This is a genomic window from Mycobacterium sp. 4D054 (genome assembly GCF_052245755.1).
Taxonomy (GTDB): Bacteria; Actinomycetota; Actinomycetes; order Mycobacteriales; family Mycobacteriaceae; genus Mycobacterium.
The window spans coordinates 175,308-193,794 of the sequence record NZ_JBQQCF010000002.1; the positions used below are offsets into that span (position 1 = coordinate 175,308).

An 18,487-nucleotide genomic window follows, 5' to 3' on the forward strand; every position below is an offset into this window, starting at 1 on the left:
ACCATCGCTTCTCGTGGAGACCAGTCAGGCCGGTGCAGCGCCGACCGCAGTGCGATCGCCGCAGCTCCCCACCGGGTCAGCAAGCACGTTCATGTGCCTGATCCGGTTCGCGCTGGCCAATGTCGCACGCCGCCCGGAGCGCTTCGTGCTCTCGGTGCTCGGCATCGCGCTGGCCATCGCATGAGTGACGGTGGTGCGCACCGTCTCCGCCGGATTCGCCACCACCGGTGAAGCTTCGGTCGCCGAAGTGCTTGGCGGAGCACAACTCTGGGTGGTGCCCGCCGCGGGCGTGCACTTCGACCCCGCCGCGGAGGCGCTGGTCGCCGACGGACCGCCCCCGGCCATCGCCCTACCCGACGGCTGGACCGCGACGCGCACGGTATCCGGCGTCATCCAACTCGGCGGTCACACCGTAGCGCTGCGCGGCGCAGATGATGTCCCCACCGGTGACGCTCTGCTGGGAGGGGCTGCAGCAGAGCGTCTTTCGCTCTCCTACGGCGACCGTATCACCGTCGGCACCCGACAACTGGCAGTTTCGATCGACGGCACCGGGCAGTCGCTGACGGTCCCGACCTCGGTGGCGCGGTCCGTGATCGGTGACCACGGCTGGTGGACGGTGTGGGCGCCCGAGGGCCAGCAGCAACGCCGTGATCTCGCCCAGATCTTCGGCGCGGCGGTGGGTCTTCCGGCGACGCCGGATCCAGCGGTGGCACCGGATCCCGCCGGAGCGGGGCTGATCTACGACACCGTCGGCGGCTCCGGACCCCTGACGTTCGAACAGAAGTACTCCGCGCTGTTCTCGGGCAAGGTTACCGGATCGACGCTCGGACTGATCTCGACCGTCGGGCTGGGGCTGGGTTTCGTGATCGCGGTGTCGTCGTTCCTGGCCGCGGTGACCGAACGGCGACGCGAGTTCGGGATCATGTCGAGCATCGGCCTCGCCGACGAGGTGCTGTACTTCTTTCTCGTCGAGTCGGCACTCATCTTCCTCACCGCGTACGTCGTCGGCGTCGTGACCGCCGGTGCTGTTGTCGCGGTGGTGATTCCGGAGATCTCGTCGTTGGGGTCCTGGCTGCAGGGCGCGGCGTTGACCGCGATGTTCCTACCGGCCATGGCGATCGTCGGCGCGCTGGTCCCGGTCCACCGCCTGTTGCAACAACGGCCGGTCGCGCTGCTGGGGGACCGATGAGCACCCGCAGAGGTCTGGCATACGGCTGGCTGGCGACCCGCCGGCGGGCGCAGGAACTGGTGCTGCCCGCCGTCACGACGGCCACCGGCGCGTTCTTGGTCGTGCTGGTCTTCGCGATGTCCGACGGCATCCGCGCCCAATCGGCCTCGCTCGGACATGCCGACGAAATCGCCCGTGCCGTGGTGCTGATCGCCATCGCCGTCCTTCTCGTCGGTATCGCCGAGGTCGCCGTGGCGACCACCAGGACCGTTGCCCACCGCACCCGCGAACTCGGTGTGCTGGCCGCCAACGGTGTGCGGCGCGGGCCGGTGGTGGCCGCGCTGCTCGTCGAGCCGGTGACCGCCGCCGTACTCGGCGCGCTGGCCGGTGCCGCCCTGGCGGTCGCGGCCGGGATCGTGCTGGCGCTGCTGGGCGTCGTCGCGACCGGGGTCTCCTACCCGGGTCTGGCCGTCGGGGCCGCGGTCGCGGTCCTGGTCAGCGTCGTGGCCGCGCTGGCCACCAGCATCGTGCCCACCTGGAAGGCGGCGTCGCGGCCGCCGATCCGCTCCCTGGCCTCAGGAGGCTGACCGTGACCGCTCTCGAGGAGACCACCGGCGCCGCACCGGTGATCGAGATCGCCGACGTGTGGAAGCTGCACAAACTCGGCGACGAGGTCGTCAAGGCGCTCAAGGCCGCCGACCTGACGGTGACACCCGGTGAGTTCGTGTGCCTGATGGGACCCAGCGGCAGCGGAAAGTCCACGCTGCTCAACATCATCGGCGGTCTGGACCGGCCCACCAAGGGCACCGTGCGCATCGCCGGTCAAGACACCGCGACGCTGACCGAGAGCCAGTACGCGGCCCTGCGCCACGACACGATCGGGTTCATCTTCCAGAGCTACAACCTGATCCCGTTCCTGTCGGCCGTCGAGAACGTCGAGCTGCCACTGATGTTCGAGCCCTATGACCGCAAAGCGCTGCGTACCCGCGCCATCGAGCTTCTGGAGCTGGTCGGGCTCGGACATCGCATCAACCATCAGCCCACCAAGATGTCGGGCGGGGAACAGCAGCGCACCGCGATCGCCCGCTCGCTGATCAGCAACCCCAAGCTGGTGCTGGCCGACGAACCCACCGCCAATCTCGATCACCGCACCGGCGAGACGGTGGTGCGGATGCTGCGCGACCTGTGCTCGACCCTCGGCGTGACCGTGGTCGCGAGTACCCACGACCCCACGGTGGCCGACGAAGCGAGCCGTGTCGTCCGGATGAAAGACGGACAGATCGTCAACTGAACGAGAATCCCAGTGGGAGAGCACAATGACCCAAACCGAGCCCGCGGCGTCGGCTCAGCGCGACAAACTCATGACCACCGAATTGGTCCCCGAACAGATCCTGCCCAAGGTGATGACCACCTTCGGCCTCACGGCCGCCTACGTCTTCATCATCTGTTGGATCACCGGCTCCTCGGTGATGGCAGCCGGAGGGTGGACGGCGATTCCGATGTGGGTGCTGGGGATCCTCACCTTCCTGGTCCCCGCGGGGATGGCGGTCGTCGAACTCGGCAACCTGTGGCCGGGCCAGGGCGGGGTCTACATCTGGGCCACCCGGACCATGGGGGAGACGTGGGGATTCATCGGCGGTTATCTGTCCTGGGTGCCGGTGATCCTCAACGCCGCGTCCTCGCCGGCGGTGGTGCTGCAGTTCCTGCTGCTGGCCTTCCACGCCGAACTCGGCCTCACCACCAGCATCATCTGTCAGCTGGTCATCCTGTGGACGGTGATCGGTCTGGCGTTGGCGAAGCTGGCCGCCAACCAGAAGATCATGAATGTCGTCTTCGTGGTCTACGGGGTGCTGGCACTGACCATCTTCCTCAGTGGTCTGCTGTTTGCCGTCGACAACGGGTCGGCGACTCCGTTCAGTTGGGCCGAAGCCACCATCCCGAACTTCGCGGTCGCCGGATTCCTGTACGGAACGGTGCTGCTGTACCTGCTCGGCGTCGAGACGCCCTACAACATGGGCGCGGAGTTCCTGTCGGTGCGCAAGAGCGGTCCGAAGATGATCCTCTGGGGATCAACGGCTCTGGTCGCCATCTACCTGATGACCACGCTCGGGACCATGATGGCGCTGCCCGGCGACGAAATCGATCCCGTGACCGGCGTCATCGGCATGCTCGACGTCGCCGGCTTCCCCGGTCTGATGGAGGTCTGCGCGGTCGTGCTGGCGTTCATCATCATCGTGGCCCTGATGACCTACCAGGTCGCCTACTCGAGACTGATCTTCGTGTCCGGTCTGGAGCGCCACCTGCCCCGGCTCTTCACCCATCTGAACCCGCGCACGCGGAACCCGGTGACCGCCATCCTGATCCAGGGCGTGATTTCCTCGGTGATCCTGGTCGGTCTGTACTCGCAGAGCAGCATGGCCAACGTCACCATCTACCTGCAGGGCGGCCTGTCGACGGTGTGGCTGCTGTCCGGCTTCTTCTTCCTGATCCCGGTGGTGGTGGCACGCAAGAAGTACGCGGATCGGTATGCCAGCGAACAGTTCTGGCGGATTCCCGGTGGTATGGCCGGGGTGTGGACTGCGGTCGTCGTCGGGTCTGTCGGCACCGTCGGCGGCATCTACTACTCGTTCGCCACGCCGTGGATCGACGTGCCCGGCGCCACCTGGATGACCTGGGTCGGCGGCATCAGCCTGGGCATGTTCGTCCTCGGCCTGACGGTGTACATCTTCGGCCGGCGGTCGGCGCACAAGGTCAGTCAGGAGGACGCGCTGGCACACCTTGCGGTCTTCGATCTCACCACCACAGAAGAAACCACAGGGAAAGAGGAAACCGCGAAATGACGATGGAGGACACCCGCACTCGCGGCGAGCACGATGCGGCGCTCGGGGCCTACCCGCTCGATCCGTTGACCGGAGCTGAGATCGAGGCCGCCGCGGCGGTGGTGACGGCCTCCGAATATGCAACGACCACGCTGAAATTCGTGATGATCCAGCTTGCCGAGCCGGACAAGAACCCGGCGCTGACCTTCGAGGGGCAGGCCGTCGCCCGGCGGGCGTTCCTGACCATGTACGACGCCGCGGCGAAGCTGATCTACGAGGCCGTCGTCGACCTCACCGCGCGCGTGATCGACTCCTGGACCCCCATCCCGGGACGATTTCCGTCGTATCTCGTCGAGCACATGACGGGGGTGGAGGAGAAGGTCCGGGAGGACCCCCGCTGGCAGGACGCGATGCGAAAGCGCGGGGTCACCGATTTCGGCCTGGCGATGATCGACCCGTGGCCGGCGGGCTACTACGGTGCGCAGGACCACTACGAGCGCTCCGCGCTGATCTGCCGGCCGCTGACCTTCGTGCGTGCCGCCCCCTCCGAACACGGGTATGCCCGTCCGGTCGAGGGGTTGATCGTCACGTTCGACCTCGACGCCATGACCGTCCTCGACGTCGAAGACCACGGCGTGGTGCCGCTGCCCCCGACCGCGGGCAACTACACCGAGCAGTTCATGTTCGACCCGAACAACCGGCCGGCGTTCACCCAGTTCCGCGACGACGTGAAAGCCATCGAGATCACCCAGCCTGACGGCCCCAGCTTCACCGTCGACGGCTGGAAAGTGCAGTGGCAGAAGTGGTCTCTGCGGATCGGGTTCAACCCTCGCGAGGGCATCACACTGCACGAGGGCACCTACACCGACCGCGGCGAGACCCGCCCGATCATGTACCGGGCATCGTTGTCGGAGATGGTGGTGCCCTACGGCGACAGCGCGCCCACCCACTGGAACAAGAACGTCTTCGACATGGGCGAGGTCGGGATGGGGTTCTCGGCGAACCCACTGACGCTCGGCTGCGACTGCCTCGGCGAGATCCACTATTTCGACGGCACGGTCAACGATTCCAACGGCAACGCCGTCACCATCCCCAACGCGATCTGCATGCACGAAGAGGACTTCGGAATCTCCTGGAAGCACACCGACTTCCGCACCGGCGAGGTGGAGGTCCGGCGCTCCCGCCGGTTGGTGATCTCGATGATCTGCACCGTGGGCAACTACGAGTACGGGTTCTTCTGGTACTTCTACAACGACGCGTCAATCGAGGTCGAGGTCAAGCTCTCCGGTGTGCTGACCACCGGGGCGGTCGAGGTCGGTCCGGGGGAGCAGCCGCGCTGGGGCAAGATGGTCGCGCCCGGAATCTACGGCCCGAATCACCGGCACTTCTTCAACTTCCGCCTCGACATGTGCATCGACGGTCCGGGAAACAGTGTCTACGAAGTCGATTCGGTGCCGGAACCGGATCCGGCGCTCAACCCGCACCGCAACGCGTGGATCACCAAGGACACCGTGGTGGCCTCCGAGGCCTGCGGCGCGCGTGACTGGAACTGGTCCACCGGCCGGTACTGGAAGATCACCAACCCGTCGAAAACCAACGAACTCGGCATCCCGGTGGCCTACAAGCTGGTGCCCAAGGACATCGTGCCGGTGATGGTGCAGGAGGGGTCCTACATCTACGACCGCGCCCGGTTCCTGCAACACAATCTCTGGGTGACCAAGTACGACCCGGCCGAGCGGTTCGCGGCGGGCGACTACATGTACCAGTCGGCGGACGTCCAGGGTCTGCCTGAGTTCATCGCCGACGACGCGCCGCTGGAGAACACCGACGTCGTGCTCTGGTACACCCTCGGCGCCCACCACGTCGTGCGGCCCGAGGACTGGCCGGTGATGCCGTGCGCGTACACCGGGTTCCATCTGAAGCCGATCGGCTTCTTCGACGGGAACCCGGCGCTGGATCTGCCGCCGTCACCACCCAAGGCCTGCCACAGCGGTCACGCCGCCCTGCCCGTGGCGGACCGGGCCCTGGAGTCCTGAGCCGAACGCACTCACCTACCTCCCGACCACCGCCGGCGCGGCGCCGGCGGCCGGGGTCAGCGCCGGGAAAAGCCGTGGCGTCACCCCCTCTACCTGGGCTGGCGAGACCGCGGCGACACGTGTGGCGGCGGCGAGCGTGCGCCGAGTCGGAGGATTTCTCGGCGTGGCGGCCGCAGACTCGCACGGTCGCGGGAAAAAGTGGCGCGCGAGTTTGGCAGGATTGGGGCAATCGTGTCGCGTTCGCAGTCCGGAAGGAGCCCGATGGCAGACCCAACGGCCAAGCCGATCGCCGACCCGTCCTCCCCGATCAGACCCGCGTACGGCAGGGTCCTGCTGAAACTCGGCGGCGAGATGTTCGGCGGCGGGCAGGTCGGGCTCGATCCCGACGTGGTCGCACTGGTGGCCCGCCAGATCGCCGAAGTCGTCCGCAGCGGGGCGCAGGTCGCGGTCGTCATCGGCGGCGGCAACTTCTTCCGCGGTGCCCAACTGCAGCAGCGGGGCATGGAGCGCACCCGCTCGGACTACATGGGCATGCTCGGCACCGTGATGAACAGCCTTGCGCTGCAGGATTTCCTGCAGAAGGAGGGCATCGACACCCGCGTGCAGACGGCCATCACCATGGGACAGGTGGCCGAGCCCTACATTCCGCTGCGCGCGGTACGGCACCTGGAGAAGGGCCGCGTCGTGATCTTCGGCGCCGGCATGGGGCTGCCGTACTTCTCCACCGACACCACCGCCGCCCAGCGTGCGCTGGAGATCGGGGCCGACGTGGTGCTGATGGCCAAGGCGGTCGACGGGGTGTTCACCGCCGACCCCTGCGTGGACCAGAACGCAGAACTGCTCCCCGCGATCAGTCACCGCGAGGTCATCGACCGCGGGCTCAAAGTCGCCGACGCGACGGCGTTCAGTTTGTGCATGGACAACGGTATGCCGATCCTGGTGTTCAATCTGCTCGTCGACGGCAATATCGCGCGCGCCGTCGCGGGTGAGAAGATCGGGACACTGGTCACCACCTAGCCGTGGGCACCGGGGCAGCGACAGCGACGGGAGACAAGCAGTGATCGACGAAACCCTCTTCGATGCCGAGGAGAAGATGGAGAAGGCCGTCTCGGTGGCACGCGACGACCTCGCGTCGATTCGCACCGGCCGCGCCAACCCGGGGATGTTCAACCGCATCCACGTCGACTACTACGGCGCCGCCACCCCGATCACCCAGCTGTCCAGCATCAACGTGCCCGAGGCCCGGCTCGTCGTCATCAAGCCCTACGAGTCCAACCAGCTGCGCAACATCGAGGACGCGATCCGCAACTCCGACCTGGGGGTGAACCCGACCAACGACGGCAACGTCATCCGGGTGTCGATCCCGCAGCTCACCGAGGAACGGCGCCGCGACCTGGTCAAGCAGGCCAAGGCCAAAGGCGAGGACGCCAAGGTGTCGGTGCGCAACATCCGCCGCAAGGCGATGGAGGAGCTGTCGCGCATCAAGAAGGACGGCGACGCGGGTGAGGACGAGGTGACCCGCGCGGAGAAGGACCTCGACAAGACCACCCACCAGTACACCAACCAGATCGACGAATTGGTCAAGCACAAGGAAGGCGAGTTGCTGGAGGTCTGACCATGACCGACCAGCACTCGACCCCCGTGGGACCCCAGCCGGTCGACGAGCCGCCGACGAAGTCGTCACGTGCCGGGCGCAATCTGCCCGCCGCCATCGCCGTGGGCGCCGCCCTCGGCGGCGGACTGATCGCGATCCTGCTCTTCGCGCCCTACCTGTGGCTCGCCCTGGTGGCGTCCGCGGTCGCGATCGCCACCTATGAGGTCAGCAGCCGCCTCCGGGAGGCCGGATATCGGATCCCGATGGTGCCGCTGTTGGTCGGCGGTCAGGCCACGCTGTGGCTGACCTGGCCGTTCGGTCCGGCGGGAGCCTTGGGCGGCTTCGCCGCCACCGTCGTGGTGTGCATGATCTGGCGGCTGGTCGGGCAGGGCCTCAAACACGCGCCGGAGAACTACTCGCGTGACATCGGCGCCGCGGTGTTCCTCGCGACCTGGGTGCCGCTGTTCGCCAGCTTCGGCGCGCTGCTCATCTACCCCGAGGACGGCGCCAACCGCGTGTTCTGCCTGATGCTCGGCGTGGTGTTCTCCGACATCGGCGGCTACATCGCCGGAGTGCTGTTCGGCAAGCACACCATGGCCCCGGCGATCAGTCCCAAGAAGTCCTGGGAGGGACTGGCCGGCTCGCTGCTGTTCGGCGTGACCGCGTCGGTGCTTGCCGTGGTCTTCCTGCTCGACAAGCCGTGGTGGGCCGGCGTCGCGCTCGGCCTGATGCTGGTGATCACGGGCACCCTCGGGGATCTGGTCGAGTCCCAGTTCAAACGCGACCTCGGCATCAAGGACATGAGCAATCTGCTGCCCGGCCACGGCGGCATGATGGACCGCATCGACGCCATGTTGCCGTCGGCGGTCGCCACCTGGATCGTGCTGACGCTGCTGGCCTGACCGCCGCTGTTGGCTTGAGCGCCCGTCAGCAGGGGATACTGGACGGCAGTCATGCCGAATCCACTTCCTCTGGTCTTCGACGCTCCGCGCCGCGCGCTGCCGCCGAAGCATTTCGCCGACCTCACCGACGCCGAGAGGTCAGCCGCGGTCGCCGAGCTCGGGTTACCCGCCTTCCGGGGAAAACAGCTGGCCAACCAATACTTCAGCCGGCTGATCGCCGACCCGCGCGAGATGACCGACCTGCCCGCTGCGGTACGCGACCAGGTCGGCGCCACGCTGTTCCCGACGCTGCTGCACGCCGATCGCGAGATCGAGTGCGACTCCGGTGAGACCCGCAAGGTGCTGTGGCGCGCGGGCGACAACACCACGTTCGAGTCGGTGCTGATGCGCTATCCCGACCGCAACACCGTGTGCATCTCGTCACAGGCCGGCTGCGGGATGGCGTGCCCGTTCTGCGCGACGGGGCAGGGCGGACTGAAGCGCAACCTGTCGACGGCCGAGATCCTCGAACAGGTCCGCTTCGCCGGCGCCGAACTGCGCAACCGCGATGGGGGAAGGCTGTCCAACATCGTCTTCATGGGCATGGGCGAACCGCTGGCCAACTACAACCGCGTCCTGGCCGCCGTGAAGCGAATCACCGCGCCCGCGCCGGACGGCTTCGGCATCTCGGCCCGGTCGGTGACGGTGTCGACGGTCGGCCTGGCCCCGGCGATCCGCAAGCTGGCCGACGAGCGGCTCAACGTGACGCTGGCGGTGTCGCTGCACACCCCCGACGACGAGCTGCGCGACACCCTGGTGCCGGTGAACAACCGGTGGAAGGTCGACGAAGTCCTCGACGCGGCCCGCTACTACGCCGACGTGACCGGGCGCCGGGTGTCGATCGAATACGCGTTGATCCGCGACGTGAACGACCAGCCGTGGCGGGCGGATCTGCTGGGCAAGAAGCTGCACGGCAAGCTCGGCCCCCTGGTGCACGTGAACCTGATCCCGTTGAACCCGACCCCGGGCAGTGAGTGGGACGCCAGCCCCAAGCCGGTCGAGCGCGAGTTCGTCCGGCGGGTGCGCGAGCGTGGGGTCTCCTGCACCGTGCGTGATACCCGCGGCCGCGAAATCGCCGCCGCCTGCGGCCAACTCGCTGCTCAGAGCTGACGCGTCACGGCGTGGCGCCGGGCCGGTTGACGAACCACACGTTGTCCTCCCGCAGGTGGCGGCTGCGCCAGCCGTCCGGCGTGCGGACGAGGTCGTGGAAGTAGTACCCGCCGCACGAACTCTGTTCCGCCATGCCCGGCAGCTGCATCGGGTTGTAGAACATCGCGCGCACGGTGGCGGTGTCGCCATCGGGCCCCGAATCGAACTCGGCCTCGATGTTGGTGATGTAGTGCATCGTCCACGGAATCGCCGCGAACGCCTTGCTGAACAGGCCGGTGATCTCGTCCCGGGAGCCCGGCGGGATGCCTGCCGACGAGTAGTCGATCACCGCGTCCTCGGTGAACACCGAGCGGTACAGCTCCCAGTCCTTGGTGTCGACGCCGCGGGCGTAGCGGCTCAACAGATCACGGATCTCCAGTTCGTCGCTCACCCGGGAAGCGTCGGTCATCACACCACCTCCAGTCGCAGGGCGCGGATCCGCCAGCCCTGCGGAGTCCGTGTCATCTCGTCGTGCCACCGCCCGGCGAAGAAACTGATGCCCGACTTCCCGGGCAGCTCAACGGCGTTGAACCACATGGCCACCACGCGGGCGGTGTCGCCGTCGATCTCGGCTTCGATGTTGGTGACGTAGTGCATGCCGACCGTGATCGACCCCTGGTGCCTGGTGAGATATCCGACCGCATCGTCGGAGGTGCCTGCGAACAGGCCGGCCGCCGAATAGTCCACGCGGGCGCCGTCGGCGAACATCGACCGGTACAGCGCCCAGTCCTTGAAGTCGACGGCACGGCAGTAGCGCGTCAGCAGGTTCTCGATCTCCAGACGATCGGCCAGCTGCCGCAGACTCACTGGTCCGGCATGCCGATCGTCTTGGCCTCCAGATACTCCTTGTAACCCTCTTCACCGTTGCGGTACCCCAGGCCGGACTGCTTGGTGCCGCCGAACGGGCTGCCGATGCCGAAGTGGCTCTTGCCGTTGATGGTCACATTGCCGGTGCGCATCCGGCAGGCGACGGCGAACGCGCGGTCAACGTCGGCGCTGCTGACCTCGCCGGACAGACCGTAGATCGTGTTGTTGGCGATCGCGATGGCTTCGTCGTCGGTGCCGTAGGGGGTGACGGTCAGTACCGGCCCGAAGATCTCCTCTTGCGCCACCACCGAATTCGGATCCACGTCGGCGAGCAGGGTGGGCTGTGTGTAGTACCCCACCGGCAGGTTCTCCGGGATGCCACCGCCGGTGACCAGCCGCGCACCGGAGTCGATACCCGAGGAGATCAGGCCGAGGACCTTCTGCCGCTGCGTCTCGCTGATCTGGGGTCCCTGCATGTTGCCCGGCGTCCACGGATCCCCGACCGGGAAGTTCTCCATCATCGTCCGAAGCGTATCGATGCCCTCGTCATACCGGCTGCGCGGCAACAGGATCCGGGACGGCAGGATGCAGGACTGGCCTGACATCACGCACGCCATCATCGCCGCCATCGGCAGCGCGGCGTTGAAGTCGGCGTCGTCGAGGACGATGTGGGCCGATTTGCCGCCGAGTTCGAGCAGCGTCTTCTTGACCGTCGGCGCGCCCGCGGCCAGGATCGCCCGCCCGGTCGCGGTGGACCCGGTGAACGTGATCATGTCCACGCGGGGATCGGCGGACAGCGCGGCACCCACCTCGTTGGCGTTGGAGACCACTACGTTGAACACCCCGGCCGGAATGTCGGTCTCCTCGGCCACGATTCGGCCGTACTCGGTGCCCGACCACGGGGTCAGCTGGGCGGGCTTGAGCACCACGGTGTTGCCGGCCATCAACGCCGGCACCGTCTCGGCGATGTTGAGATAGAACGGCACATTCCAGGGGGTGATCGCGCCCACGACGCCGACCGCCTCGTAGTGGATCTTGCGTCGTGCCGGCCCGAGCGGCGTGTCATGGACGCCGTTGTCGATTAGATAGTCGAAGTTGCGGCCGTGTTCTGCCCAGTGCCTGACCTCTTCGATCGGGCTCTCGATCTGGCTGCCGGTCACCGAGACGGGACAGCCCACCTCGGTGATCAAGATGCGACGCAGCCGCTCCTTGTTGCGCTCCAGCGCATCGTGCAACTGGCTGAGGCAGTGATAGCGGAAGTCGAGATCGCGCGACCAGTCGGTCTCGTCGAAGGCCCGCCGCGCCGCGCCGACGGCACGCTGGATGTCCTCGACCGTGCCGTCGGTGGCGTGTCCGGCGACCTGCTCACTGGCCGGATGGATGACCTCGAAGGTGGCTCCGCTTCCGGTGGCTTGCAGTTCCCCGTCGATGAGCATGCGCTCGTCGCCGGCGAGCACTCCGGTTTCGGTCTCCGCTGTCGTCATGGGGACAGCTTTACAAGTTTTCCGCCGAGTGTCACGCGTTTCGGTTAGCTTGTCTTGATTCCCACCGCATGGCGCAACTGAGCCAGGAACTGATCGTCGTCGTCGGCGCGCACGATGTAATGCGAGACCGCAACTCGGATCGCGGTGGCGGCCTTGACCGCACCGTTGGTGCCCGGCAGCAGCTTCTCCAACTGCGCGCGCATCACCGGAATGATGTGGGACAACCGGGAGATGACGACCTCGGGTTCGATGTCGACGAGCCGCACTCCCGAATAGGACTGCTGATATTCGACGATGAACCGCATCGCCGCATCGACCCGGTCGTTACCCCGCAGGCCGGCCGTGGCCTTGGCGATGCCGGTCTCGAACATCTGCCGTTCATGAACGCCGAACGCCTCGAGAAGCGCCTGCTTGTCGGCGAACCAGCGGTACAGCGTCGGTCGCGACACCCCGGCCTGCAACGCGACCTCGGACAGGCTCAGCTTGGTCTGACCGGAACGGCCCAGCACCTCTGCGGTGGCCGCGAGAATCCTGGTCCTCGTCGAGGTGTCCTCGGCGGCGTCGGCTGCGGATTGATTCACGTAGGGGCCTCACTTACGGGTTCGGTGTCGATCGTAAAGCGTGGCCTGTCGGTCACAAACTCTTGTCGAGCAACGCGACGGTGTCGAGGTCCTCCAGCGCCTCAAGGCTGCGCTCCACTCCCTTGACCGCGATCTGCTCGTCCTGCATTCCGCCCATCCCGGCGGTGATCAGTGCCGCGACATACGGGTACATCGCGCCCTGCCGGTAGCGGTCCCAGAGTTCGTCGCGGTCGAGCTCCGGACCGCCGGACGCCGCCAGCGCCCCCCGGTACACGTCGAGCAGATCGCGTTGACACTGTCGCCGGTCCTCGCCGGTCATGCTGGTGACCAGCGTGTACGCCAGCTCCCGGCTGGGGTGTCCACGCCTGACCGCCTGCCAGTCCAGCAGGCCGGGGTGGCCTGCGCGGAAGTACAGGTTGCCGGGGTGGGCGTCGCCGTGCATCACGGTGTGTGGCGGCCGGTCGATCAGCGAGGCCGCGGCGCGGTAGTTCTCGCAGATGAAGTGGCCGCGGTACACCGGTAGATCGGTGCGCTCGGCCAGCCGCCGTGCCGAGGTCCGCAGCAGCGGCGCGGTGAGCAGTGACGCGCTGTCGCCGGACGCGGTGTAGAGCCAGCCCAGCGGACCGGTCCCGCTGCGCTCCGGCAATCGGCCCCAGAACGTCGCGTGCAGCCGGGCGAGCAGTTCGACCACCAGAGCGGCCCGCTCCGGATCGATCGGGTGCAGGGTGTCGGGGAACTCGCACGGCGCCTTCGAGGGGTCCGCCAGATCCTCCAGCACCAGAACGAAGCGTCCGGTGACCGGGTCGAACCGCGAGCCGTAGCTGCCCGGTACGCCGGTCAGCTCCGGGGCGAGCTGGCGGTAGAAGCGCGTCTCGGTCGCGGCGAGGTTGCCCAGCTCACCCATGATTCGGATGGCGACGGTCTCCGCCGCCATCTTGACGAACACCGACCCCGGCACGTCGTCGCCGGTCAGCGCCAGCCGGGCACGAGAGGAGGTGCCGGCGTCGCCGTCGAGCACCGTCACCGATGTGACGGTGCGTCCCATGAGCGACGACATCGCCGTCGCGTCGAGGTCGGCGAGGGTGCGGGGTAGTGCGCGCCGGTGGCCGATCAGCGCGTCGGTCCCGATCCGGCGGATACCGCGGCCAAGATGGGAGGCCAACCCCGCGGCGGGAACGATCCGATTGGCGATGACGGACACCAGTTGACTCCTAGGCTTGGACCGGTAGCTCACAAAGGCTTACAAATCGACGTAATTTTGTAAAGTGTCGCGAGGTGGTCGGTATGACGGGTCCGTTGGCGGGTGTTCGAGTCGTCGAACTCGGCGTGTGGGTAGCGGGTCCGGCCGCCGGCGGAATCCTTGCCGACTGGGGGGCCGACGTCGTCAAGATCGAACCTCCCGAGGGCGATCCGGCGCGCACGTTCGGCCGGATGCTCGGTATCGATCCGCAGGATCGCCACCACGTCAGCCCGCCGTTCGAGATGGACAACCGCGGAAAGCGTAGCGTCGTGCTGGACCTGACGACGGTTCACGGCAACACCGCAGCGCGCGATCTGCTGGCCGGCGCCGACGTGTTCCTGACCAACATCCGCACCGGGGCGTTGCGCCGCATCGGGCTGGACTTCGACGAGGTCGCGACGGCCAACCCGCGGCTCGTCTACGGCTTGATCACCGGATACGGCAGCCAGGGCCCTGACGCGGACCGGCCGGCCTACGACGTGGCCGCGTTCTGGGCCAGGGCCGGCCTGGCCCATCTGCTCACGCGCCCGGGGGAGACCCCGCCGTTTCAGCGCGGCGGCATGGGCGATCACATGGCGGGTATGACGCTCGCCGGGGCGGTCTGTGCTGCGTTGGTGGCGCGTAACCGCACCGGGACAGGGCAACTCGTGACGACCTCGCTGTACCGCCAGGGCGCCTACACGGTCAGCTTCGACCTCAACACGTTCCTGATCACCGGCCATCCGATCGCCATCGGACAACGCGAGTCGATGGCAAACCCGTGCATGAACAACTACACCGCCGGCGACGGACGACGGTTCTGGCTGGTGGGCCTGCAGGGTGATCGGCATTGGCCCGCGCTGTGCGCGGCGGTGCAGCGACCCGGGTGGTTGACCGACGAACGGTTCGCCACGGGCCGCGCCCGGGCCGCCCACGCAACCGAGTTGATCGCCGAGCTCGACGAGATCTTCGCCAGCAGGACCCTCGCCGGTTGGGCGGAAGTCTTTGCCGGACAGCCGGATCTGTTCTGGTCGCCGATCAACTCGCTGGAGCAGGTCGTCGCCGACGAACAGTTCCATGCCGCGGGCGGGATCGTGTACGTCCCCGACGCTGGCGGCGGTTCGGTGCCGATGGTTGCCACCCCGGCCGACTTTCACGGCACTCCCGCCCAAATACGTAGTGTTGCACCCGGTCTGGGTGAGCACACCGACGAGGTGCTGGCCGAGGTCGCTGCGCGTGCGCTCAGCTCGGAATAGGCGATCCTTGTACCGCGCGGACGTATCTACGGTCCTGGGTTCCTGACCCGCGCGGCGTGGCGCAGCTGGTCGAGGAACTGCTCGGCATCGTCGCTGCGGACCAGGTACTGCGAGATCGCGACCCGCACGGCGGTGGCGGCGGCGAGCGCGGCGTCCGGTCCGGTGCACAGTCGCTGCAGCCGCTCGCGCATCAGCGGCAGCACGCGGGCCAGTCGCCGGATCACCTGGTCGGGTTCGACGTCGACCATGCGCAAACCTGGGTAGGACAGTTGATATTCCACGATGACCCGCAGAGCCGCGTCGAGGCGCTCGGATTCGGGTAGGCCGGCTGTGGCGCGCGCGATCGCCTGTTCGTAGTACTGCCGCTCCCACACCACGAACACGTCGAGCAGTTCCCGTTTGTCGGCGAAATATCGGTACAACGTCGGCCGCGAGACCCCGGCCTGGGCCGCCACCTCCGACAGCGAGAGCTTTGTCATACCGTTGCGGCCCAACACTTCTGCCGTAGCACTCAGAATGCGTTGACGCGCGGAGATGTCCGGGTCGTCGGCATCGTGAGTTGGCCGAGCATCCGGCGTCCGTTGCGGCATGAGGATAGCTTTACAAATTTACGGCTAAGTGTCACGCTATTTCGGTGACTGCACCCCGCCTGGGAGATCAGCCCGCCAAGACGGAGCTGCGGAATCTGCGCTGAGGATCGGAGCGTTCATGAGGGTCGGAGTCGATCTCACCAAGTGCACCGGGCACGGCATCTGCGAATCGCTCGCCGAGGACGTGTTCGAGGTGCAGGACGACGGCACCGTCGTCATCCGTGGCGCCGAGCGTCCTGAGTCGGACCGGGAGCGCATGCAGCAGGCCGTGACGCAGTGCCCCGCGGCCGCCCTGTACTTCGCCGCGGAATAGAGTTCCTGGTCGTGGCCGAGGGCCCGGCGGCAGCCAGGAACGCTATTCCGCGGGAGAGGGTTTGGGCGGGCGGGGGCGGAGCAGGACCGACTGCTGGATCGCTCCGACGGGTCCGGACTCGTCGAACAACGTGCCCAGTGTGGCGCCGATTCCATCCGGGCCGTAGCTGGTTTCGGCGCGGATCCCGATCCACTCGCCGGCGGGCACCCGATGGATGTGGACGGCCAGATCGGTGTTCAGGAACGTCCACGTGCGGATGTCGAGTCTTGTGCCGATCCCGTTGGCATCGTCGGCCACGGCGAACAACCGCTCGAGCGGCGTCATCGCTTCGCCGCTGACCAGGTCGACCTCGGGTTTGATCCACGACTCGCCGGGACCCGCGGCCATCGGCGTGGTCAGCCACCGCCAATCCAGGCTGTGGACGTAGTTGCGGTCCCAGTCCTTCTTCATGTCCCGGCCGCGGGCCTCCGAGAGCGGGCGCAGCGGTTCGGCGGGGGCGTGCGCCACCGCGGCGGTGTCCAGTGTCTGCAACCGCCAGCCACTGGCCCTGGCCACCGGCCGCAGCCGGCCGTCGGGCCCCGGGGCCAGCATCTCGGCGCTGATCAGTTCGATCTGCGTACCGGGACGCTCCCGTCGCGCGCGGACCCAGAATTCACCGTCGGCGGGCACCGGGCCGAGCAGGTCGACCAGCACGCGGCTGAGTCTGGTGTCGGCCCGCGGCTCGCAGCGTTGCAGGGCGCGCACCAGCAGTGCCGACACCGGTGCGGCGTGCTGGATGGCCGCCGACCACGTACTGCGCACCAAGTCAGTGGCGGTGAACTTCTCTCCGCGGTCCTCGGCGGTGTCGACGAGTTCGTAATAGGAATCGGACATCGCTGCCTTTCTCGGGGCCGATCGGGGCGGGTCAGGCCGGCGCGGCGGCCGGGACGTCGACGGTCACGGCGTCCAGACGGGACAGCTTGGTGCCGCGCAGGCGCTCAGGGTAGGCGTCCGGAGCGGTCAGCAGGAACAGGGTGCGGTCCTCGGGGCCACCCAGGCTGCACGCAATGGCGGCGCGGCCGTCGGCATCGATCCGGTCGGTGACCGTGCCGCCGTCCTCGATGCGGTCAAACCGGTGCGCCAGCGTCATCGCCACCCACACCCCGCCCGCGGCGTCAACGCAGATGCCGTCCGGGGGGCCGTCCAGGCTATCGGCGAAAACCCTTGGAGCGAATAGAGATCCGCCGTCGTCGATGCTGAACGCCGTCAGGCGCCGCCCGGTCGATTCGGCGACGATCAGGGTCCGTCCGTCGGCGGTGATGGCCATCCCGTTGGGGAAGGCCAGCCCGTCGGCCACCACGTCGGCGCGCTGTTCGGCGGGATCGACGCGCACGATCACGCCGCCCTCGCGGGCCTGGGAACCGACGTAGGCGCAACCGTGCCGGTCGATCACCAGGTCCCCGAGCGCGGCGGGGACCATCGCGGACAGGTCGGCGACGGTGGTCACGGACTCGCCGTCGTAGCCGAGCACGTGCCGGTGTTCGGTCGAGACGATCAACAGCGATCCATCCGGCCGAAAACCGAGCCCGGACGGGGCGTGGCCGGGCAGACTGAGTGTGCTCATCTCACCGGCCAGCGTCACGGTGTGCACCGCTTCGCCGAGCATGTCGGAGAACCACAGCAGGCCTTCGAACCAGCGCGGCCCCTCGCCGAAGCAGAAGCCGTTGGCCAGCGGAGTGGACGTCATGTCATGACTTTACAAAACACCGGATAAGTGTCACGCTCGCTGGGTGCAGCTGTCAACCGGGAGCATGTCGTGAACATGAAGAAATACCACAGCCACACATTGCTCTACCTGCACGAGACGATCGACCTCGGGTCGGCGGGCAGCCAGCGGTTCGTCGCCGAGTTCGACGGCCTGTACCACCCGATGATGACCGAGCTCGGCGCCCGGCTGTTCGCCCTCTGGGAGACAACGCCGTACAACGGACACTGGCCGCAGGTCACCGTCGTCTGGGAAATCGACGCGTTCGCCGACTACGCGCGCATCGGCCGAGCCCAGGCCCGCAGCGGCAGCCACGAGGCCGCAGCAGGCAAGTGGGCGGCATTCCTGCGCGAGACCGGGGCGCGCGGCGAGGGCCGAATCATGTACGCCGGGCGCAGCAACAAGACCCTGGCACAGCTGCAACAGTCGGACTTCAAGGCCGGACTGGTGATTCAGGAGATCATGCAGACCAAGCCCGGCCGCCAGGACGACTACATCCGCGAGCTCGAACGTCTCTACGTGCCGTGGTCGGAATCGACCGGCAAGCGCTGGCTGGGCTCGTTCATCACCACCTTCCGGTTCAACGAGGTGATCCACTACTGGGCGCTGGAAGGGGACTGGGACTGCTTCGAGAACCACTACCCGTCGTGGAAGGACAGTCCGCCGGCCGAGATCGTGACCTGGATGAGCGTCGCTCCCGCGTTGCGTGACGGCTGGGAGGATTCCATCCTGGCCGCGCTGCCCCCGTCCCCGCTGCAGTGAGGGCGAATGTGACCGTGGCACCGG

19 protein-coding genes and 1 pseudogene are annotated in these 18,487 nt (G+C 67.5%); 12 read left to right on the forward strand and 8 right to left on the reverse strand.

Going from position 1 to position 18,487, the window contains the following annotated elements:
• The first annotated feature begins 13 nt into the window (after nt 1-13).
• The 9 genes and pseudogenes from ACTWP6_RS02335 (at nt 14) to rlmN (ending at nt 9,668) form a co-directional block, all read left to right on the forward strand.
• Nucleotides 14-1,189: pseudogene (locus tag ACTWP6_RS02335) on the forward strand (FtsX-like permease family protein).
• A complete protein-coding gene (locus ACTWP6_RS02340) occupies nt 1,186-1,755 on the forward strand; it encodes an FtsX-like permease family protein (RefSeq protein ID WP_260751491.1) in 570 nt (189 codons plus the stop codon). The pseudogene ACTWP6_RS02335 and the gene ACTWP6_RS02340 overlap by 4 nt, the downstream one beginning before the upstream one ends.
• Nucleotides 1,756-1,757: 2 nt before the next feature.
• On the forward strand, nt 1,758-2,459 hold the full coding sequence (locus ACTWP6_RS02345; protein ID WP_260751492.1) for an ABC transporter ATP-binding protein: 702 nt from the start codon (nt 1,758-1,760) through the stop codon (nt 2,457-2,459).
• Nucleotides 2,460-2,484: 25 nt separating this feature from the next.
• Nucleotides 2,485-4,008, forward strand: coding sequence for an APC family permease (locus ACTWP6_RS02350; protein WP_443186740.1), 1,524 nt, complete (start codon nt 2,485-2,487; stop codon nt 4,006-4,008).
• A complete protein-coding gene (locus ACTWP6_RS02355) occupies nt 4,005-6,023 on the forward strand; it encodes a primary-amine oxidase (protein ID WP_443186741.1) in 2,019 nt (672 codons plus the stop codon). The genes ACTWP6_RS02350 and ACTWP6_RS02355 overlap by 4 nt, the downstream gene beginning before the upstream one ends.
• Before the next feature lie 261 nt (nt 6,024-6,284).
• Entirely contained in the window at nt 6,285-7,040 is a 756-nt protein-coding gene (pyrH, locus tag ACTWP6_RS02360) for a UMP kinase (RefSeq protein WP_443186742.1), read from the forward strand.
• Nucleotides 7,041-7,080: 40 nt separating this feature from the next.
• Complete coding sequence (frr, locus tag ACTWP6_RS02365) at nt 7,081-7,638, forward strand: ribosome recycling factor (protein WP_443186743.1); 558 nt, start codon at nt 7,081-7,083, stop codon at nt 7,636-7,638.
• 2 nt (nt 7,639-7,640) lie between these two features.
• Nucleotides 7,641-8,519, forward strand: coding sequence for a phosphatidate cytidylyltransferase (locus ACTWP6_RS02370; RefSeq protein WP_443186744.1), 879 nt, complete (start codon nt 7,641-7,643; stop codon nt 8,517-8,519).
• Nucleotides 8,520-8,570: 51 nt separating this feature from the next.
• Nucleotides 8,571-9,668, forward strand: a complete 1,098-nt coding sequence (rlmN, locus tag ACTWP6_RS02375) for a 23S rRNA (adenine(2503)-C(2))-methyltransferase RlmN (RefSeq protein ID WP_260751497.1) — start codon at nt 8,571-8,573, stop codon at nt 9,666-9,668.
• 4 nt (nt 9,669-9,672) lie between these two features.
• Here rlmN and ACTWP6_RS02380 read toward each other — a convergent pair whose 3' ends face one another.
• The 5 genes from ACTWP6_RS02380 to ACTWP6_RS02400 are packed head-to-tail and all read right to left on the reverse strand — an operon-like array spanning nt 9,673 to nt 13,783.
• Nucleotides 9,673-10,116 (reverse strand): nuclear transport factor 2 family protein, encoded by a 444-nt coding sequence (locus ACTWP6_RS02380; protein ID WP_260751498.1) that lies wholly within the window; start codon nt 10,114-10,116, stop codon nt 9,673-9,675.
• Nucleotides 10,116-10,514, reverse strand: a complete 399-nt coding sequence (locus ACTWP6_RS02385; RefSeq protein ID WP_260751499.1) for a nuclear transport factor 2 family protein — start codon at nt 10,512-10,514, stop codon at nt 10,116-10,118. The genes ACTWP6_RS02380 and ACTWP6_RS02385 overlap by 1 nt, the downstream gene beginning before the upstream one ends.
• A complete protein-coding gene (locus tag ACTWP6_RS02390) occupies nt 10,511-11,998 on the reverse strand; it encodes an aldehyde dehydrogenase family protein (RefSeq protein WP_260751500.1) in 1,488 nt (495 codons plus the stop codon). The genes ACTWP6_RS02385 and ACTWP6_RS02390 overlap by 4 nt, the downstream gene beginning before the upstream one ends.
• Nucleotides 11,999-12,042: 44 nt before the next feature.
• Nucleotides 12,043-12,579: a TetR/AcrR family transcriptional regulator gene (locus ACTWP6_RS02395; RefSeq protein ID WP_443186745.1), complete on the reverse strand. Its 537-nt coding sequence runs from the start codon at nt 12,577-12,579 to the stop codon at nt 12,043-12,045.
• Nucleotides 12,580-12,631: 52 nt separating this feature from the next.
• Complete coding sequence (locus ACTWP6_RS02400) at nt 12,632-13,783, reverse strand: phosphotransferase (protein WP_443186777.1); 1,152 nt, start codon at nt 13,781-13,783, stop codon at nt 12,632-12,634.
• 80 nt (nt 13,784-13,863) lie between these two features.
• Here ACTWP6_RS02400 and ACTWP6_RS02405 point away from each other — a divergent pair, with 80 nt between their 5' ends.
• Nucleotides 13,864-15,054: a CaiB/BaiF CoA transferase family protein gene (locus ACTWP6_RS02405; RefSeq protein WP_260751503.1), complete on the forward strand. Its 1,191-nt coding sequence runs from the start codon at nt 13,864-13,866 to the stop codon at nt 15,052-15,054.
• A 26-nt stretch (nt 15,055-15,080) separates the two neighbouring features.
• On the opposite strand, the gene ACTWP6_RS02410 is transcribed toward ACTWP6_RS02405, so the two are convergent.
• Nucleotides 15,081-15,644 carry a TetR/AcrR family transcriptional regulator gene (locus ACTWP6_RS02410; RefSeq protein WP_260751504.1) on the reverse strand — a complete coding sequence of 188 codons (564 nt, stop codon included), beginning with the start codon at nt 15,642-15,644 and terminating at the stop codon, nt 15,081-15,083.
• Nucleotides 15,645-15,762: 118 nt separating this feature from the next.
• Here ACTWP6_RS02410 and ACTWP6_RS02415 point away from each other — a divergent pair, with 118 nt between their 5' ends.
• Nucleotides 15,763-15,957, forward strand: coding sequence for a ferredoxin (locus tag ACTWP6_RS02415; RefSeq protein ID WP_260751505.1), 195 nt, complete (start codon nt 15,763-15,765; stop codon nt 15,955-15,957).
• A 42-nt stretch (nt 15,958-15,999) separates the two neighbouring features.
• On the opposite strand, the gene ACTWP6_RS02420 is transcribed toward ACTWP6_RS02415, so the two are convergent.
• Nucleotides 16,000-16,830: a thioesterase family protein gene (locus ACTWP6_RS02420; protein WP_443186746.1), complete on the reverse strand. Its 831-nt coding sequence runs from the start codon at nt 16,828-16,830 to the stop codon at nt 16,000-16,002.
• 31 nt (nt 16,831-16,861) lie between these two features.
• Nucleotides 16,862-17,683, reverse strand: coding sequence for an SMP-30/gluconolactonase/LRE family protein (locus tag ACTWP6_RS02425; RefSeq protein ID WP_443186747.1), 822 nt, complete (start codon nt 17,681-17,683; stop codon nt 16,862-16,864).
• Between the two features lie 75 nt (nt 17,684-17,758).
• On the opposite strand from ACTWP6_RS02425, the gene ACTWP6_RS02430 reads away from it, so the two are divergent.
• Nucleotides 17,759-18,463 carry an NIPSNAP family protein gene (locus ACTWP6_RS02430; protein WP_260758040.1) on the forward strand — a complete coding sequence of 235 codons (705 nt, stop codon included), beginning with the start codon at nt 17,759-17,761 and terminating at the stop codon, nt 18,461-18,463.
• Nucleotides 18,464-18,487: the final 24 nt, after the last annotated feature.

Coding starts and splice junctions, on each gene's coding strand:
- rlmN (WP_260751497.1), top strand. CDS start 8,571: ATGCCGAATCCACTTCCTCTGGTCTTCGACGCTCCGCGCCGCGCGCTG.
- ACTWP6_RS02390 (WP_260751500.1), bottom strand. CDS start 11,998: ATGACGACAGCGGAGACCGAAACCGGAGTGCTCGCCGGCGACGAGCGC.
- ACTWP6_RS02370 (WP_443186744.1), top strand. CDS start 7,641: ATGACCGACCAGCACTCGACCCCCGTGGGACCCCAGCCGGTCGACGAG.
- ACTWP6_RS02425 (WP_443186747.1), bottom strand. CDS start 17,683: ATGACGTCCACTCCGCTGGCCAACGGCTTCTGCTTCGGCGAGGGGCCG.
- ACTWP6_RS02430 (WP_260758040.1), top strand. CDS start 17,759: ATGAAGAAATACCACAGCCACACATTGCTCTACCTGCACGAGACGATC.
- ACTWP6_RS02405 (WP_260751503.1), top strand. CDS start 13,864: ATGACGGGTCCGTTGGCGGGTGTTCGAGTCGTCGAACTCGGCGTGTGG.
- ACTWP6_RS02380 (WP_260751498.1), bottom strand. CDS start 10,116: ATGACCGACGCTTCCCGGGTGAGCGACGAACTGGAGATCCGTGATCTG.
- ACTWP6_RS02410 (WP_260751504.1), bottom strand. CDS start 15,644: ATGCCGCAACGGACGCCGGATGCTCGGCCAACTCACGATGCCGACGAC.
- ACTWP6_RS02340 (WP_260751491.1), top strand. CDS start 1,186: ATGAGCACCCGCAGAGGTCTGGCATACGGCTGGCTGGCGACCCGCCGG.
- ACTWP6_RS02420 (WP_443186746.1), bottom strand. CDS start 16,830: ATGTCCGATTCCTATTACGAACTCGTCGACACCGCCGAGGACCGCGGA.
- ACTWP6_RS02350 (WP_443186740.1), top strand. CDS start 2,485: ATGACCCAAACCGAGCCCGCGGCGTCGGCTCAGCGCGACAAACTCATG.
- ACTWP6_RS02355 (WP_443186741.1), top strand. CDS start 4,005: ATGACGATGGAGGACACCCGCACTCGCGGCGAGCACGATGCGGCGCTC.
- ACTWP6_RS02415 (WP_260751505.1), top strand. CDS start 15,763: ATGAGGGTCGGAGTCGATCTCACCAAGTGCACCGGGCACGGCATCTGC.
- pyrH (WP_443186742.1), top strand. CDS start 6,285: ATGGCAGACCCAACGGCCAAGCCGATCGCCGACCCGTCCTCCCCGATC.